The following is a 15,689-nucleotide window of genomic DNA, read 5'->3' as shown; positions in this document are numbered from 1 at the left end:
AACAATTGCTCTAACATTCAGGGGTCCGAGAGAGACCCTTGCCCAAACTCCATCAGAAGGTCTCTGTCCTTGAAGGGAACGGAGAAGTCCTTTCCTACCAGGAACGACCTGATGTCTTCTACTACCGAGAACTGGTAGAGGGTGAACGACGTTACAGGTCAATGAAAATTGAAGGGGTAGACACCCTTGAAGATGCGAAGAAGAAATCAATTGACTGTTACACCAAGTTCAGAACACCCGTTGCAAAAATCTTTGCATCAGTAAAGAAGCGAAAAAGAACAACAGGAATCGGACGAGCAATCTCTGATTACTTACTGGAATCACAGAAACGTGCTGACCTAGATGAAATCAAACAGAAGACAGTCTACAAACGTAAACTACTGTTGAACAATCACGTTGCTCCTTACTTAGAAAGCAAAGGACTACAAAAGACACAAGAAATTAAAGAAGACACATTTAATGATTACCAACACTACAGGAAAGGTGCAAAGCGTCTCACTGTAAAAGTTGAACTCAAAGAAGTCTCTTGCTTTCTTAATTACCTAAAGCAACAACGTCTCATTGCATCTGATGTTGCAGGACTGAAGTTAGTTCCTACAATTAAAATCAAGAAAGACGAACTACTTGCTAACCCAGCAATCGGTCCTGATGATTGGAACAAAATCTGGCACTACGTTAAAGACATCTACCTAAAAGATGCAGAGAACTACCCAAGTCACAGGATTCATTACTGGAGAAAACAGTTCTACACCTTCATCATGGTTGCTAAGAACTCAGGGTTAAGACCAATTGAGTTACACAAACTACAATGGAAGAACATCGAACTGATTGACCTAGGTCCAAGGTCTTCATCTTCAACAGACACAAGACCTCACATCGTTGCAGAGATTTCAGCAAGAGACACCAAGACTGGAGTCCCTAGACAAGTCCCTGCTAATTGTGGAACACAGTTACAGGAATGGAGAATTTACCAACGTTCCTACAATGAGAAGTGGTTTAAATCCACTGATTACAATGAAGACGCACATGTCTTCGGTAACTTCTACAACCATTGCAGACCCTACAGTCATTCAGGGTTCAACAGAACTTGGAAGCAATGTGTAGACAAGTTGAACCTTAAAGGTCATTGGGCAAGTGATGAACCTTACACGATTTACTCCATGCGTTCTACATTTGTAGAAGACCACCTAATGCGAGGGACACCAATCGCAGAGTTAGCGATGATGTCTGGTCATTCACCTCAAGTCCTGTTACAGCATTACGCAAGGTTAGATGTAAGAAGAAAGACAAGAGAATTAACTGAATTGCCAATTGGACAGAAGAGAGAAGGTAGAAAAGTAATTGATTTAGGTTTTGAATGAAGCGATTAGAACCCATTAAACACTTCACCAGATGAAGTGAATGGAAGAACCTGTGACGTTGTGTCTTTTTGACACTTGAAATGTAAGAGTTACTGAATGGGTAGAACAAATTAGAACTAATTAACCTTAGATGAAAAGAACAAAAGTGCGAGCGAAGTCTCGCTCACAGAAAGACGAACGCATCCTTGAAGGATGGAGGAATGAACCACGCATGGTCTTCCTTGCTAACCCTGGTAGAGACTTAACTGCTAAAGAGCGTGATGAATGGGAGAGGAACATCAGAAAGTTCCAAATCTGAGTCCCTTAAACACTGGGATGTGGGGGACTGATTCCTGAATTAGGTCCTACAAGGTGCCTGTAAAAGATGGAAGGTAGTAGATTACCTTTGCTAACCATTTACTCTTACAGGTCCTTCTACAGTCCCTTTAAAAAATAACAAAAATCTCTGAACCCTAATCGTTTAATCAGGGAGTTTGTAACACCCCCGGTGGGCAGGGTAGTTACTGTAAAACGGGCGGATTACCAGGGCAATGTGTTGCCTACTGTGTGTGCTGAGTAACATCGAGTAGATTGCTCATCTAATCACCGCACTAATTAATTAATTGGCGGGGGAGCGAGCGAAGCGAGCGGGTAATGATGTGATGATGATGTAATTAATTTGAGAATCATTCTCATTTGTTTGTTTCTTTGTTTCATTATCTGTTTCCGTTTTCCCATTGCTAAATGTAATCAACATTACCCTGATTGATTAGACAAACTAATGCTTACTGTTCATCGCTAAGTAACACAGTGACACCATTACTAACTAACACTTCATCTAAGATGTGTAGAAGGAACTACAACACGTGGTAACACGTTGAATGAACAATCCATCACAGAGAGTAGTGAACACTGTTGTAGAGGATTACAGAGGGGTTAGGTGAACTAACTGAACAGGAAGTAACCGTAGAGAATTCACACTAATCACACTAAGGGTTTGTTCAACCTACACACAGAGATGAACCACTTCGTTAAGAACCGCAACAGAACCTACACAGTTGTGGTTCAAATGTGTTAAGATGGTGGAACCAAGGGATGGAGCGTGTTCGCTCTCTCTTGGTAACCAGAACTTACAGAACCAAAGGATGAACAACCAGGAACTAACCCATCGGTTGGTTTACCTCCTTCAAACCCATCGGGATTCACTCAGTGATGAAGCGTGGGATGAGATGGATGGAACACCACTGATGGATGCGCTAGATGCGTTAGCGGATTTGGAATTTGAGGTAGAGGAGAACGGTTACATGGAGTGAGTGAGGTGAGTGAGAGGTGGATGAGAACCTACACAACCACATCACGAACTGGAACAACACCCCTTGTAATGTGTGTAGGAATGGTGTAAGATGTAGGGAGTGGAGAGAGTTCACCCTTTCTCCTCCCTTCAGAACCAACACACATCCGTGTAACGTTCCACAACAAAACCCACCATTGTGGGTAAGAATCGTGTAAGATGTAGGGAGTGGAGAGGAACCACCTCCCACCACCAACAACAAACTCATCGGGTTCGAGAGAACACAACCGAAAGGAACCACCAGAGGGAACCGCACCATCTACGCGATGGTAATCACCTACCTGGGAGATGAGCGAAGTGATTAGGTAACCCGGCGATTGAGGTTCCCGAAAGCGTGAAGAACGATTAGTAGCGGTTTCCCCCGTGGAAATCAAAAGGTTTACCCAACAAACTCAAAACCCTTGGGAGATTAAAAACCACGAACCAAAGGAACCATGAACAAGAACGCAGAGAAACGGAGATGTAGAAACAACCTCAGAAGCGGTTCACATGCGCTGAGAGGAGTTTCCGCACCACGGAATGAATCATCACTCCCTAAGAAATCCAGGGTTGTAACACCAACACCATGGGATGAGGAGTGGGGATTGAGGATTGAAGAATTAAAAAAGAAAGTTAAAGGAGATGAGGTAAGGGAGGATGAGTTCCAACCAACACCTCAACATCTCATCGGAGTGGTAACCCATCCACAACCGAGTTACCAAAAGGATGGTAGTTACCCTCACCAACCATTATCGAATCCATCGCACCTCTGGTGTAATGAGGTTCACGCAACGGATGCGGATGTGATGAGAGGTAACCGCAAGAAAGGTTGAATCACCTGAACGGGTGAGTGATGAAGAGAATCATTCACCTGAATGGGGGATTGAATCAACCAACAAATGAACCAAACTAACTAAAGGAACCAGAACAATGATTTACACAATCTACCTTCACCAATCAAGTGGAGAAACACAACACGTTTACCAATCAGAATCCTTTGAGGAGATTAGTAAACTGTGGGAACAAGAGAAAGCATTAGATGATGATTACACATCGATGGATGAAGAGTTAACCCTTCGCCAAAGAACAGATGAGGATTCTGAGGATGAGATGATTGATTGTTACCCCATCCTTAATTCACAGAGAGAAGATGTTGAGGATGAAATGGATTACATTGTTTACAGCGAGGATGGTGAACACTTCACTGAACTTGAGAAGTTCAATTCATTAGAGGAAGCGAAGGTGTTCTTCAATGAACAAGTTGTAGAAGCAAAGAAGGATGTAGAAAATTACTTTGGAATGTTACCAACTGATTGGAATGATGAGAACACACCATTCATTGCTCTTGAAACATTAGATGGTGATGGTGTTCCTTACTCAGAGATTGAGGTGTGGGTTCCTACTCATCCACATGATGTAAAGGAGAACAACTAATGAGTAACCAAATCGAATTCATTAACGATGAAGAAAAAGAAACCTTTGAAATGATGAGAACATTTCTCAAAGACAACATCGAAAGAGAGATGAAATGGGGTAACACAAAAGAAGAGGCAACCGAACATTCATTGGAAATGTTGAATGGGTTGTTTGGTGAGATGGAACTAACTGATGAAGCGGTAAATCAATTACTTGGAGATTCCCAATGAACTACAACAATTTCTACTTTGAAAAAGACGCAGAACAACAATTGCGTGATGCGGGTTACGAACCTCTCTACTTCACAAGAGATGTAGTAAGGGTTGAAACAGTAGAACAACCTTACTGGTTCTACCACATCATTCACCACCTTGAATTGCTTACTCATGAGGTAAACATGAGTTTAGAGATTAGGGGTGTTGAGTAACATTCACACTAAGCAACATTTAGTGGTGATTCGTAGGTAACTCCAACTGTTTCTTACATCCTGGACGCTACCTCACTCTTGTCTAACCAACAGACATTAAACCCTTGGTAGTGTTCGTTCTACGAACGCACTAACTAACACTAACTAAAGGATTACTAACTAATGACTAACTCTCCACTTACAACTGAGCAAACTAAGACAATCGAGAGGATGTTGTCTGAACGAATGGAGAACACAGGTGAAACAAGGTTGGAGGCAATGAACAACCTTGCTGATTGTTTAACAGGCATCATGAATCAAATCATCAAAGAAAAGTCTAACTAACTAACACATTCGATACAACATTTGTCTAACCAACAGACATTAAACCCTTGGTAACTAACTACTACTAAAGGACTTTTAACTAATGACTACAGATGAAATGAAGGTAAAGGCAAGTGAAGATTCAAGAGAGTTACACATGGAACTTGTTGGTAAGAACGTAATCTCTTGTGAGTTCCGTAATGGTTACGGAGACAGAGATGTTTACAAGTTTGAGGTGAATGGTAAACACGTAAGCAAGTCAATTGCTGAACAATTCTTAGATGGAACTTTTAACTAATGAAAGAACAAAACAAACCAGTTCACCTCAGAGGAACACAACTCATTGAGGAACTTGAATTGAATGAAGAACTAAAAGAGATGGCAAGGAACTACTACGGAGATTTCTACAATCAATTGATTGATTTCCTTTTGGACTTAGAAAAGGGAGAAGTTTAACTTAATGACAACTTACAAAGAAATCAAGGACAACACTGATTACACAAACTTGAAAGACTACAGTGTTCAAAAAGACTTCATTGACAAACTAACAGATGAAGAGAAGACACAGTTCTACTACAACCTTTGTGACAACTACCAGGAGGTTGAGGATTTAGAACTTGATGAAGAGAAGATTGTTGAATGGGTAACAGAGAACTCCCTGGACTTCATCCAAGATGAAACAGAGATGTGTGACATTACCTTTGTTGGCATCATCACCTTTAAGGATGATGTAACTAAGGAAGTGTTTGACAAGATTGAAGAATGTGAGGGTGTCTACTCTCTGGACTTTGACTTAAAGGAAGTCAAGTTCCTACCGGATTACTCAACGAACTGTTTCCCTAAAGAAGCAAACCTAGATGCGTTCTGGTGGTTCTGTAATCGTTGCTTTGAATTGTCTCAAGTAGATTACTTAGGAATCGGTGACGGTTAAGTAATCACCTGCGCTCGCAAGTCCGTAGCGCATTAGCAAGTAACGGCGAAGTAAACATTAGAACTAAAGGACAAAATGACATTCAAAGGATTTGGTAAACCTAAAGCACCTACCTTCAAAGAGATTGTAGAGAATGGACTAAGAATCTACGAGGAAGTGAAGGATGCACTCAGAGATGAACCAGAAGCGTCACGCCTACTAGCAAAGCAAGTGGTGAAGTTTGCAGGTGGCATTGAAGACAAAGACATCAAGTTTGGACGAGTTTGTTTAGGTCAACTAATCATCTGGTTTAGACAGAACATTCCACAAGACACAGAAGCAACCGTGTTTAGTGTCTTGTCTTTTGTTGACACAATGACAACGCAAGAGATTGTCAACTTCCAACAAGACTTAACTGCTTACCAATTAACTAACTAACTAAACAAATGAACATCAAATCATTCACCAATGCCGCTGCATTGAATCTTTCTGATGAGATTCTTTCCATCCACATTGAAGACTTTGCTCGCAAGGTCGCTGTCTACATCGCTTACATCATCACTGCGGTGGTTTACACGATGGAGAAAGGACAACAGGTAAGAGAAACAATTCAGGGACTCGTAAGAGATTACGAGACTCAATGGGTAGGCAATCCCTTTGAAGAAACCAACACCATGGAGGTAAGCAAATGACTTTTAAGACAGTAAGTTTTACACCTCAAGGTGACATTGCAGATGAAATCTTTGCTTACTGCAGAACGCAAGCGACAAGTCCAAGTGGAGAACGTTACTCATGGTTGGATGTAAACCCACAGAACCTTGTAAGAGATTCACTCCTTGAAGCAGGAATCATTACTACTAAACAACATGGTTGTGGAGACCGTTCATGTTGGGAACCTGGACAACCAATCAAGACAAGTTTCTACCAAGAAAATGCAATCGCATTGACTGACTTTGCAACTAACGCAGGTGTCTCTAAACAACGATTAATCAGGGACTCGGTAATGGACTACCTCTCCTTTCAAGGCAACTAAACACTACGAAAAATTTTTACATGAAACTAACCGAAGCGATTGAGTTCACTACGCAAGTCAGACGCGCTTGGAAACCAACTGCTAAGGGTTACAAGACAGCGATGATTAACAGCAAGCATTGCGTTGATGTGTTGGGTGATGTGGACGTTGAGAAGATTGATGCGATGTCATTCATCAACATTCAGGAGTGTCTTACTGCGGAGGGAAAGACTCCCGCAACAGTGAACCGAATCACCTCAGCGTTGTCTACTGTCTTGACGGTGATGAAACAGTTCAATCACATCACTCACAAACCTGGGTTCAGCAACCTCAAGGAACCTAGGGGTAAGGATGTCTTCTACACAGATGAAGAGGTTGAGCAGATGTTGCTTGCTTCTGATGTAGTAGGAGGAGAAATCAAAGACATCATCCTCTTTGCATCAAAGACTGGTGCGAGACGTGGTGAAATTGAAGACCTCCAATGGAGTGATGTAAACCTCTCTAAGGGAGAGTTAACCTTCATCGACACAAAGACAGGTGAAGACAGAATCCTTCCCCTTGTAGGGTCACTGAGAGACCTTGTAGAACGTTTACACAGTGAACGAACAGGTGAGTCAGTCTTTGACTACAACGGAGCAAAGATTCTCTACGAACTAAGGAAGGTTCAGAGGATTGCAAGGGTAAGTGAGGAGAAATGTTTCCACACCCTTAGACACACAGCGACATCTAATCTCTGGAAGAAAGGTGCGAACCTTGTTCAAATCATGGACACTCTCGGACATCGTCAGAGTGCAACAACCTTGCGTTACTCGCACGCAGGACTTGAAGGTAAAGCAGAAGCATTAGCACTTCTGTAAGTAACACTGGGCATTCGTTAGATGTAAGTCCCTAGAAGTAATTACCGGATGTCACTTAAGACATCTGGCGGACAACAAAATGTCTGAAATCATAACACTAAAGGAACATGTTTAATCTTAAAAGCAACGAAGAGTTTTTCAATTACGTTAGTAAGAACTACACACGGACATCATCAAAGCGACATTACGGATTCATCCTTCATGCGTTGGAGGACTTTGAAACTCCCTTTGGCAACGCGATGCTTGAATCTTTTGATGGAGTCAACAAACAATCAACATTAGACGCAAGGGTAAAAAACTTAAAGGGTGTTGGCAACCTTGTAGAGGTTGACTTTGGAAGTCATTACAAGGAAGAGTTTGATGAGATTGCAGACAAAGCATCACAAAAGGTTGTTGAACCGAGTCAAGAATTAGGTCGTTACCTTAAACCAGAAAATGCTTTTGAACACTTTGAATCAATCTTAAATCCATCAGGGCGAGCACTTCAGTGTCTTGCCTACATCGCTGGACTTACACCTAATGACCTTCTAAGAGAACTAAATGACTTGCAATTTCTAAAGGATGGTGTTGCCGTCATCGGAGAAAAACTCAATCAAGAGAATCCTTCCCCAAGGTCAGTTAAGTTTGACCCTGATTGGTTGAATCAACTTGACCCTAATGGTGAGGTCATTGAAAACATTCAGAACATCGTTGGCAAAGTAACAGCAGACAATGCTGGTGACTTAGCAAATGACTTGACTAACTACTACGCAGGTAGTGGTTACACAATTAACGACTTGAGAAACTGTCACGCAATTAACCTTTTTAACGAGGGTTACCTGATGCAGGAAATTGCAGAAATTCAAGGAGTGGAGAAGAGTTGGTTGCGTTCACGTGTTGCCAACTTCAAACGTAAAGCAGGACTGTAAGTAACACGGGGGACCTGAAACTGCAGTGGTTTCCCTCCCCCTTTTTTGTAAACCTAATGAGAAAGTAATGAATGCCTCAACCTGTGCAAGATTTAGTTGGGAAAAATTTTGGAAGACTGACTGTTGACAGTCACGCAGGAAGAATGAATGGTAAGAACTTTTGGTTCTGTGTCTGCGAATGTGGAACATGGGCATTAGTTGACACAACAAAACTTAAATCTGGAAAGAAGAAAAGTTGTGGATGTTTAAAGAAAGACACCGGTCGATTGTTGGGTAAATCACAACTTAGACATGGTGGTTGCTCTAATGGTGAATCGATTGAATTCAGAACCTGGGCAACAATTAAAGCAAGACATGAAATGGTCGAAGAGTGGAATGACTTCCAACAATTCTTCAAAGACGTTGGATGGAAACCATCTGAACAACATCAGATTGCGCGACGTGATGTGAGGAAAGCACATTCACCAACTAACACCTACTGGAGAGACCCGATTGAACGAGAACAAAGAAGACACCTTACAAAAGAAGACCTCGGAAACGAATGTTTCATTGACATGCGAACTTTCTGCCTCGCAACGTAGACAGTTAGAGAGGGAACAAGCGCAACGAGAACACTTCTTAGGTAAGTCAATTAAGAAGACACAAGAGAACCAAACAGGTGGAAGAGGTTCACAGACAGATGGTGCAAGAGGATTGCGCTCCGTTCTGGTTCCTTCCATTGTTCGCTGGTTAGACAAACATGAGGACTACATCCAATCACGAGGACGTGTAGGACAAGCAGTTGCTGAGTTCACGCGAATGAAGACTTGGATGACATCAGCGATGATGGCACACATTACTGTCTCTGTAATCCTTGACAAGTTAGGAAGAGGTCACAGTTTGGGTGCAAAGATTACTCAACTCCAATGTGAGATTAGCGAACAAGTAGAACATCAAGCATTCATTGCCTACATGGAGGATGCCGACCCTAACTACTTCAAGACTCTGACTCGTTACTACTTACACGACCCTGTAAGACGTTACGACAAGAAAGTAAATGGGATGAGGGTTGCGTTAAACAACCATGAGGAGATGACCTGGCAATGGATGGATGCTGAGTCTCATGTCAGGTTAGGTTCATTACTACTAAAGGCAGTGATGAGTCTGTCAATTGATGAGACTGGTGAAGGTTTCTTTGAAAAGAGACAACCTGATTTCATGGACCCTAACAGGGAATCTAAACCTAAAAAACACAAGGATGCTTGTTACATTGGATTCACAAGGACTGGTCTCCTCTACAGAGACAAGATTCAAGACCTTGCTAACAAGGATTCAATGAAACCATTGCCGATGGTTTGCGAACCATTGGACTGGTCACTTGAGGAGAGGGGTGGTTACCTTACTCAAATCAACAGGATGGCAGCAAATCTGATTCATTGGAATGCAGGTAGCGAACCATCACAGTTAGTAATTGATGCTCTCAACAAACTACAGAGAGTTCCTTTCAGAATCAATCCTTACATCCTTCAACTACAAACAGACCTGATTCGTAAGAGTTGGGAGATTGGTTCGTTTAGAACCTACGAGAAGGACTCCTGGGAGGATGAACACTTCCCTTTAGTTGATTCTGACTACATCGCTACTCTCGACAAGGAATCTGATGACTACAAGAAAGTCATGAGACAGTTGTCTAGTGCTTACCATGACCAGAAGATTGATGAGCAGAGGTCTGAACCAAGTGGAAGGACAATCAACATCGCTGAACAATTCAGAGATGAAGAACGCATCTACTTCCCATGGTTCCTAGACACAAGAGGTCGTCTTTACCCTTCTGTTAGTGGTCTTTCACCTCAGGGTGCTGACTACGCTAAAGCATTGTTAATCAGTGCTGAGGGAGCGGGAATCAATGAAGACACTAAACGAGATTTGTTGATTTCAATTGCTACCGCTGGTGCATTTGATGGTGTTGACAAACAAGACTTCTTTGAAAGACTGACTTGGGCGATGAGTTACACCTCACATCCTGAGTTTGAAACGATGATTCTCAACCCAATGGCAAATGACCATTGGATGAGTGCTGATGAACCCTTCTGTTTCCTCTCGCTCTGTGAGGAGTTCTACAGAGTCTTTGTTACTGGTGAGAGACATCGGGTCTACGTGTTCTTTGGACGTGACCAGACTTGCTCTGGTGTTCAAATCCTCTCCGCACTAATTGGAGATGAGAAAGCAGCACGATTCACCAATGTTCTAATCACTGAAGAACCTCAAGACCTTTACGGAGAGGTTGCTAGGGAGGCAAGACTTCTCCTAGAGAACAAAGACTGGATGAAACTCCAGTTAGAAAGACGTGAGGAAGACAGGATTAGATGGAATGCTGACAAGAAACCTGACAAACAAACTGAAAAGCGTGATGTCTTTGAAGTAGACCCTTCAGTTCATGACCGTGCGGTAAACAAGACTCAAGCAATGACTTGTGGTTACGGAGCAACAGTCAGAACACGACACGGGAACATCAGACAAGCACTCGCTAAGAAGGTGAAGAAAGGAACAATCCCTGAGATTCATCGGGGAGACCTAACCATCCTTTGTAGAGCAGGAATTCAAGGAATGGAGATTGCATTCCCTGATTACATGGAATTGAACAAATGGTTCAAGAAACTTGCTGGTGCTGCTCTAAAGAAGGGATTAGAGAAGATTACTTGGACATCACCTTCAGGGATGTTTGTCACTCAAGACTACAGAGAATCTTGTTTCATCGATGTCAAGACTTACGCTGCTGGTGGAGGTCATTACGGCAAACTTTCAATCTCAAGTGAAGGTCTTGCCTACATCGAGACTGGTGAAGGAGAACCAAAACTCTCTAAGAATCAATCAGCAATTGCCGCTAACTTTACTCACAGTTTAGATGGTGCAGTGATGACATTAGGAATCTTGGGTGTTCCTGAAGAGATTCCTGTCTTCACAGTTCACGACTGCATTTTCTGTTTAAGTGGACAATTTAGTTCTGTCATTCCTCACTTTAGAAAGGCAATGCACAATGTAGTGACTTCACCATGTTTTGAAGAACTGTTGGACTCCAATGGTTTGACTGATGAAGTTGGACTACCTCCAATCGGAAACATTGACTTAGACCAAATTCTTGAATCGCCCTACCTGTTCTGTTAACCGTGTCCACTTTTGTGGGAAACCTACCCGAAAATGACCCAGAAATTACCCTCATCCTTGTAATCCACTGCCCCGCAGTCGGTCTCCAGGGAGCACTACAGAGAGATGAAATCATCTACTTTTAATCTTAGAAATGAAAGCAAATTACTCCTTTAAACATTGGTTCAACGATGACAATGAGATTGAATTAATCCCTTACATTGATGTTGGATTAGGTGAGAAGACCTTCGACGAAGTGGACGAAACATTACATCAAGTCTTGGCACCAGTGTTTGAACAACACAACGAACGATTCACCCATTACACACAGAACACGGTAGTAAACAATGACTACGATTACCCTTCCTTTGACTTCAGAGGAACAGAAATGGTTGGATGACTGGTCAACCATGTCCGGTTACTCCTCAACCAGTGACGGAGTCCGAGAGGTTCTCCGCACAATTGGTGCCATTCCTCGTGGTTCCGATTACTGGAAAGAACGATTTACTTTCGCAGAAGACTAACTAACAAAAAATGGGGTCCAGTTAGAACACGAGTAAAACTGTTCAGGTCCGGACCTCACCCGTGAAAGGGAAAACGAAAACAGATTACACCCAAACTAATGACTAAAAAGATTGAAAACAAAGTTTCTCTGAAACTCTACGGAGACAGGAAACTTCAAGAAAAGATCGTAGAACTCCTAGACACTAATGGTTACAACATCTACGGAAGAGTGGAACAAGGTAACCCTTACACAACACAGAAACAAGACACAGGATGGGCAGCATCCGTAACACTCTTTGGACCTAATGATGAAAAAGAGTGAGAAAATGGGGTCCACATGGAACACGAGTAAAACTGTGTTCACCCGTAATCCACACATCGAAGGGAATGAAGACTGTTCAGGAAAAGAAAGTCAGAACGGTTACAGGACTTACCCAGTAAGACAAACCAAACCATCGAAGTGCACTTACCTACTAAACTCCTACCCACCAATTCTTGAAGTCAGTAATCTTAAGACTCCTGGTGCTGTAGAAGTTTACGCACTACTTTACGAGAGTGCTTACAAAGACAGATGCTACGACAAGAGAAAGCATTTGCCTTGGTCTGAAAGAAGTGACTTTGGAGGGACTACTGAATGGTCAATCAAAGGATTAGCATCTCAACTAAGTCTTGGTAAACTGAAGGTTGGTAAAGCAGTTGATGCATTACTGAATGCTGGATTTCTTACAGTCCTCGCATTTGTTCCAAGTGGTAATGGTAGTAAGAAAAGACTCTTTAGAGTTACTCACTACTCTCAACTTGAGAATGTAAGACATGCTCTTTCTTTAATTACTGACCCTTTTGGTCTTTCTACTTCACCTGTTCCAGGTAGAGAGGTAGAAGAGGATTGTTTCTCTGATGGTGTCTTTACTGAAGACCAAGAGGACTGGTTTGACTTCCTAGCAACTGACTACGACCCAGAATTCAATGGTCTCCATGAAGGTGATTACATTGCTAACTTCAATGAACGTAAAGACCTCTACAAAGAATCTAAATTCTACAAACAGAAAGTCTAAATGATGTCTTCTTCAGTAGGAAGACCTAAACGTAAAGACACACCTTCTACTAATCACTTAACTCTTCGTCTCACAGATGATGAGGTAGAACTTCTCAACCTTTACTCCTGGCGTTACAGACAGAGTAAGAGTGAGGTAGTGAGAATGTGTTTGGACGTCTTCGGTGTCTTCTGATTTGTAACACGAAACTAAACCAATTAATTAATCATGGCACGCGCTAACCCTTACGACCCTTCAGATGTGGTCGTTACCTCTAATTACATTGTCTCTACCACTGGAGACAGGTTCTTCATTCCAGTAAACAATGAAGACTCCATGTCTGAACAACTCGAAGAGTGTCAGCGTCTCTCACCTAATGGTGTTGAGTCAGTAGTTAGTTAATCCTTGGGGTCTTTTTTGATTCTTCTCACCCCATTAAAAACGAGAATGATTCCGACACTGAGTTGGGACTTAGGTCGATCCGCAATGTTTACTTTCGGTGGTTTAAGGCGCTGAAGGAAGTAATCAGACAATCACAGTAAGAACGTCCGTTGGTTTTAATGCTAGCGACTGACGGGTGGGTGCAAATCCCACGATTGTCATTTGTCTAGGACTCACATTGACGAGGGAAGGGTGGACCCAACTCTTTGCCTAGACACTCTTGTTCTTTTCTACTTACCGTTCGAAAGGAAATGTTGTTTAATCGAATCTCTTGATGTCCATCTTGGGATTCTTTTCTTTAACAACTGCACCCACTACTTAAACTAAAGGACTTAAACTTTAATGATTGAAACTACACTCTGTGATTGTTGTGACGAAGTTACACATCACATTGAATTTGACCCTAACGATGTCTCCTTTGATGGAGAACATGTCCACGCATCACTTACGCACGTCGAAGCAATGCAACTCTACTTGTGTCTTCGTGAACGTGTTCTGAATCTTGATGGAGGATTAGACAATGCCTAGTCAAGGTTACACAGTCTCCCCAGTCTTTACTTCAGGTGAAGCAGGAGAAGAACAAGTCGTTGATTTCTCCATCAGTGAGAACCGACATGGCAACAACACAGACAATCGTGACTTCTCTGTAGATGAGTCACATGGAATCGTCGCTAACAACTTCCAGGATGTAGAACTAACTGATGGTAGTGATGGACGTGCTGAAGATTACGATTACCGAGTAGCGATTCACCAGAGTTACCCACTCCTAGACCAAGCGTTGTCATGGGCAGGTAATGGTGGTCTTGATGATGAACAGGTTCAACAGTTTGATTCAGTAATGCAGGGGGATGACCCTTCTGCTTTTTACCCTGCAATTGAAGGATTGATTAGTCAGTTCCAACAGTCTGGTGTAAAGGTTAGACAACCTTCAACTCCTCGTTCTGAACCTCAACAACAGCAAGAACAAGACCATCACGCAAAGATGGAAGAAACTCTTTCTCCAATCTTCAATGAACGTGATGAAGACTTAGTTGATGATTACGACCATCAAGCAATGGTTCAAGAGGAAGAAGGAAACATGATTGGGTCAATGATGTCTCAAGGTCTTGCTGCTTACCACAGTGGTGAATGTTCAGGTGAAGATGTTGTTGATGTTTTGATGCACACCTTTGGCAAAGATGAAGCATTCAAATTCATCCGTAATGTCCTTGAGAATGCACCCGCTTAATTAATTGAATGAATGATTGGTGCTCCTCCACCATCTCTTCTTTAGTCAATGTTTGCTAAACACATTACTACGGTCGGAAGAGTGAATTGCTCAAGGACATGCTCTGAAGAAGAGCAACTTCTAATGGTGGGAGGGTTTGGTTCGATGGTGGTCGAATGTTTAACCTCTCACATTTAAACTAAAGAAACTAATGGACGAAAACTCTAACCTTAAACCTGCACGTAACATTACTAACCCAGACCCTGAATTTGGAATCATCGTTAATGACCGTGTAGAAGACCCAGATGAGAAAGCATTTAATGACCACTTGCTAAAACTGGATGAAGCACGAATCAACCTTCGAGTCACTCCTAAGTTGTTTGATGTGCTTTACAGTCTTGCTTCTCATCAACACAAGCAAGTAGAAGATTACTGTGTTGAAGTTCTACAAGAATCGATTGAGACAACTGTAGGTGCTCCAACAATTACTGGACCTTCCTTACTTGGTGGACAACCCCTTAAGAGGGTTACTGGTCCTTCTTACGCTACTAAGGACTTTCAGTAATGCCAAGACGCACAAAGATTACAACCGTAACCAATGTAGATGGAGTCACTAAAGACCATCACCAATGGTTGAAGGATGAAGTCCGACGCAGTGGACATCCAGACGTGAATCCTTACACAGGACAGTCTGAAATGAACATGAAACAATCTAAACAGAAACTTCCTAAACCAAAACCTAAGACTGTTCAACGAACTGAACCAACTCCAGGTCAACAGTTGAAGAAGGAAATTGAAGACGCTAAACGACTAAACCAAGCACACAACAAAGAACTTAAAACCCGAGGACTTAAGAAATGACTGCTAACTCTCACCT

20 protein-coding genes are annotated in these 15,689 nt (G+C 42.2%); all 20 read left to right on the top strand.

Annotated elements, in window-relative coordinates:
- Nucleotides 1–38 precede the first annotated feature (38 nt).
- The gene (locus SynMVIR181_RS02900) at nt 39–1,361 is read left to right on the top strand and encodes a tyrosine-type recombinase/integrase (protein ID WP_186589930.1); all 1,323 of its coding nucleotides are present in this window, start codon (nt 39–41) and stop codon (nt 1,359–1,361) included.
- Nucleotides 1,362–2,485: 1,124 nt separating this feature from the next.
- Nucleotides 2,486–2,653, top strand: a complete 168-nt coding sequence (locus SynMVIR181_RS02895) for a hypothetical protein (protein ID WP_186589929.1) — start codon at nt 2,486–2,488, stop codon at nt 2,651–2,653.
- A gap of 472 nt (nt 2,654–3,125) precedes the next feature.
- On the top strand, nt 3,126–3,503 hold the full coding sequence (locus SynMVIR181_RS02890; RefSeq protein WP_186589928.1) for a hypothetical protein: 378 nt from the start codon (nt 3,126–3,128) through the stop codon (nt 3,501–3,503).
- Between the two features lie 97 nt (nt 3,504–3,600).
- Nucleotides 3,601–4,104, top strand: coding sequence for a hypothetical protein (locus tag SynMVIR181_RS02885; protein WP_186589927.1), 504 nt, complete (start codon nt 3,601–3,603; stop codon nt 4,102–4,104).
- Complete coding sequence (locus SynMVIR181_RS02880) at nt 4,104–4,316, top strand: hypothetical protein (protein ID WP_186589926.1); 213 nt, start codon at nt 4,104–4,106, stop codon at nt 4,314–4,316. The genes SynMVIR181_RS02885 and SynMVIR181_RS02880 overlap by 1 nt, the downstream gene beginning before the upstream one ends.
- Nucleotides 4,317–5,113: 797 nt before the next feature.
- On the top strand, nt 5,114–5,272 hold the full coding sequence (locus SynMVIR181_RS02875) for a hypothetical protein (RefSeq protein ID WP_186589925.1): 159 nt from the start codon (nt 5,114–5,116) through the stop codon (nt 5,270–5,272).
- Nucleotides 5,273–5,276: 4 nt separating this feature from the next.
- A complete protein-coding gene (locus SynMVIR181_RS02870; RefSeq protein ID WP_186589924.1) occupies nt 5,277–5,747 on the top strand; it encodes a hypothetical protein in 471 nt (156 codons plus the stop codon).
- Nucleotides 5,748–5,822: 75 nt separating this feature from the next.
- A complete protein-coding gene (locus SynMVIR181_RS02865) occupies nt 5,823–6,164 on the top strand; it encodes a hypothetical protein (RefSeq protein WP_186589923.1) in 342 nt (113 codons plus the stop codon).
- An 8-nt stretch (nt 6,165–6,172) separates the two neighbouring features.
- Nucleotides 6,173–6,418, top strand: a complete 246-nt coding sequence (locus SynMVIR181_RS02860; RefSeq protein ID WP_186589922.1) for a hypothetical protein — start codon at nt 6,173–6,175, stop codon at nt 6,416–6,418.
- A complete protein-coding gene (locus SynMVIR181_RS02855; RefSeq protein WP_186589921.1) occupies nt 6,415–6,759 on the top strand; it encodes a hypothetical protein in 345 nt (114 codons plus the stop codon). Before SynMVIR181_RS02860 ends, SynMVIR181_RS02855 begins: the two co-directional genes overlap by 4 nt.
- Nucleotides 6,760–6,779: 20 nt before the next feature.
- Nucleotides 6,780–7,595 (top strand): site-specific integrase, encoded by an 816-nt coding sequence (locus tag SynMVIR181_RS02850; RefSeq protein ID WP_186589920.1) that lies wholly within the window; start codon nt 6,780–6,782, stop codon nt 7,593–7,595.
- Nucleotides 7,596–7,801: 206 nt separating this feature from the next.
- The gene (locus tag SynMVIR181_RS02845; protein WP_186589919.1) at nt 7,802–8,503 is read left to right on the top strand and encodes a hypothetical protein; all 702 of its coding nucleotides are present in this window, start codon (nt 7,802–7,804) and stop codon (nt 8,501–8,503) included.
- 71 nt (nt 8,504–8,574) lie between these two features.
- Nucleotides 8,575–9,084: a hypothetical protein gene (locus SynMVIR181_RS02840; protein WP_186589918.1), complete on the top strand. Its 510-nt coding sequence runs from the start codon at nt 8,575–8,577 to the stop codon at nt 9,082–9,084.
- Between the two features lie 229 nt (nt 9,085–9,313).
- Nucleotides 9,314–11,647 carry a DNA-directed RNA polymerase gene (locus SynMVIR181_RS02835; protein WP_186589917.1) on the top strand — a complete coding sequence of 778 codons (2,334 nt, stop codon included), beginning with the start codon at nt 9,314–9,316 and terminating at the stop codon, nt 11,645–11,647.
- 133 nt (nt 11,648–11,780) lie between these two features.
- Nucleotides 11,781–12,026 (top strand): hypothetical protein, encoded by a 246-nt coding sequence (locus tag SynMVIR181_RS02830; RefSeq protein ID WP_186589916.1) that lies wholly within the window; start codon nt 11,781–11,783, stop codon nt 12,024–12,026.
- 222 nt (nt 12,027–12,248) lie between these two features.
- On the top strand, nt 12,249–12,452 hold the full coding sequence (locus SynMVIR181_RS02825; protein ID WP_186589915.1) for a hypothetical protein: 204 nt from the start codon (nt 12,249–12,251) through the stop codon (nt 12,450–12,452).
- Complete coding sequence (locus SynMVIR181_RS02820; RefSeq protein WP_186589914.1) at nt 12,436–13,185, top strand: hypothetical protein; 750 nt, start codon at nt 12,436–12,438, stop codon at nt 13,183–13,185. Before SynMVIR181_RS02825 ends, SynMVIR181_RS02820 begins: the two co-directional genes overlap by 17 nt.
- 940 nt (nt 13,186–14,125) lie before the next feature.
- On the top strand, nt 14,126–14,833 hold the full coding sequence (locus SynMVIR181_RS02815) for a hypothetical protein (RefSeq protein ID WP_186589913.1): 708 nt from the start codon (nt 14,126–14,128) through the stop codon (nt 14,831–14,833).
- Nucleotides 14,834–15,023: 190 nt separating this feature from the next.
- Nucleotides 15,024–15,377: a hypothetical protein gene (locus tag SynMVIR181_RS02810; protein ID WP_186589912.1), complete on the top strand. Its 354-nt coding sequence runs from the start codon at nt 15,024–15,026 to the stop codon at nt 15,375–15,377.
- Nucleotides 15,377–15,673 (top strand): hypothetical protein, encoded by a 297-nt coding sequence (locus SynMVIR181_RS02805; protein ID WP_186589911.1) that lies wholly within the window; start codon nt 15,377–15,379, stop codon nt 15,671–15,673. Before SynMVIR181_RS02810 ends, SynMVIR181_RS02805 begins: the two co-directional genes overlap by 1 nt.
- Nucleotides 15,674–15,689 lie beyond the last annotated feature (16 nt).

The organism is Synechococcus sp. MVIR-18-1, assembly GCF_014279835.1.
Lineage (GTDB): Bacteria > Cyanobacteriota > Cyanobacteriia > PCC-6307 > Cyanobiaceae > Synechococcus_C.
Note: the sequence above shows the minus strand (reverse complement) of the source record. Positions and strands in the feature narration are given on the sequence as shown.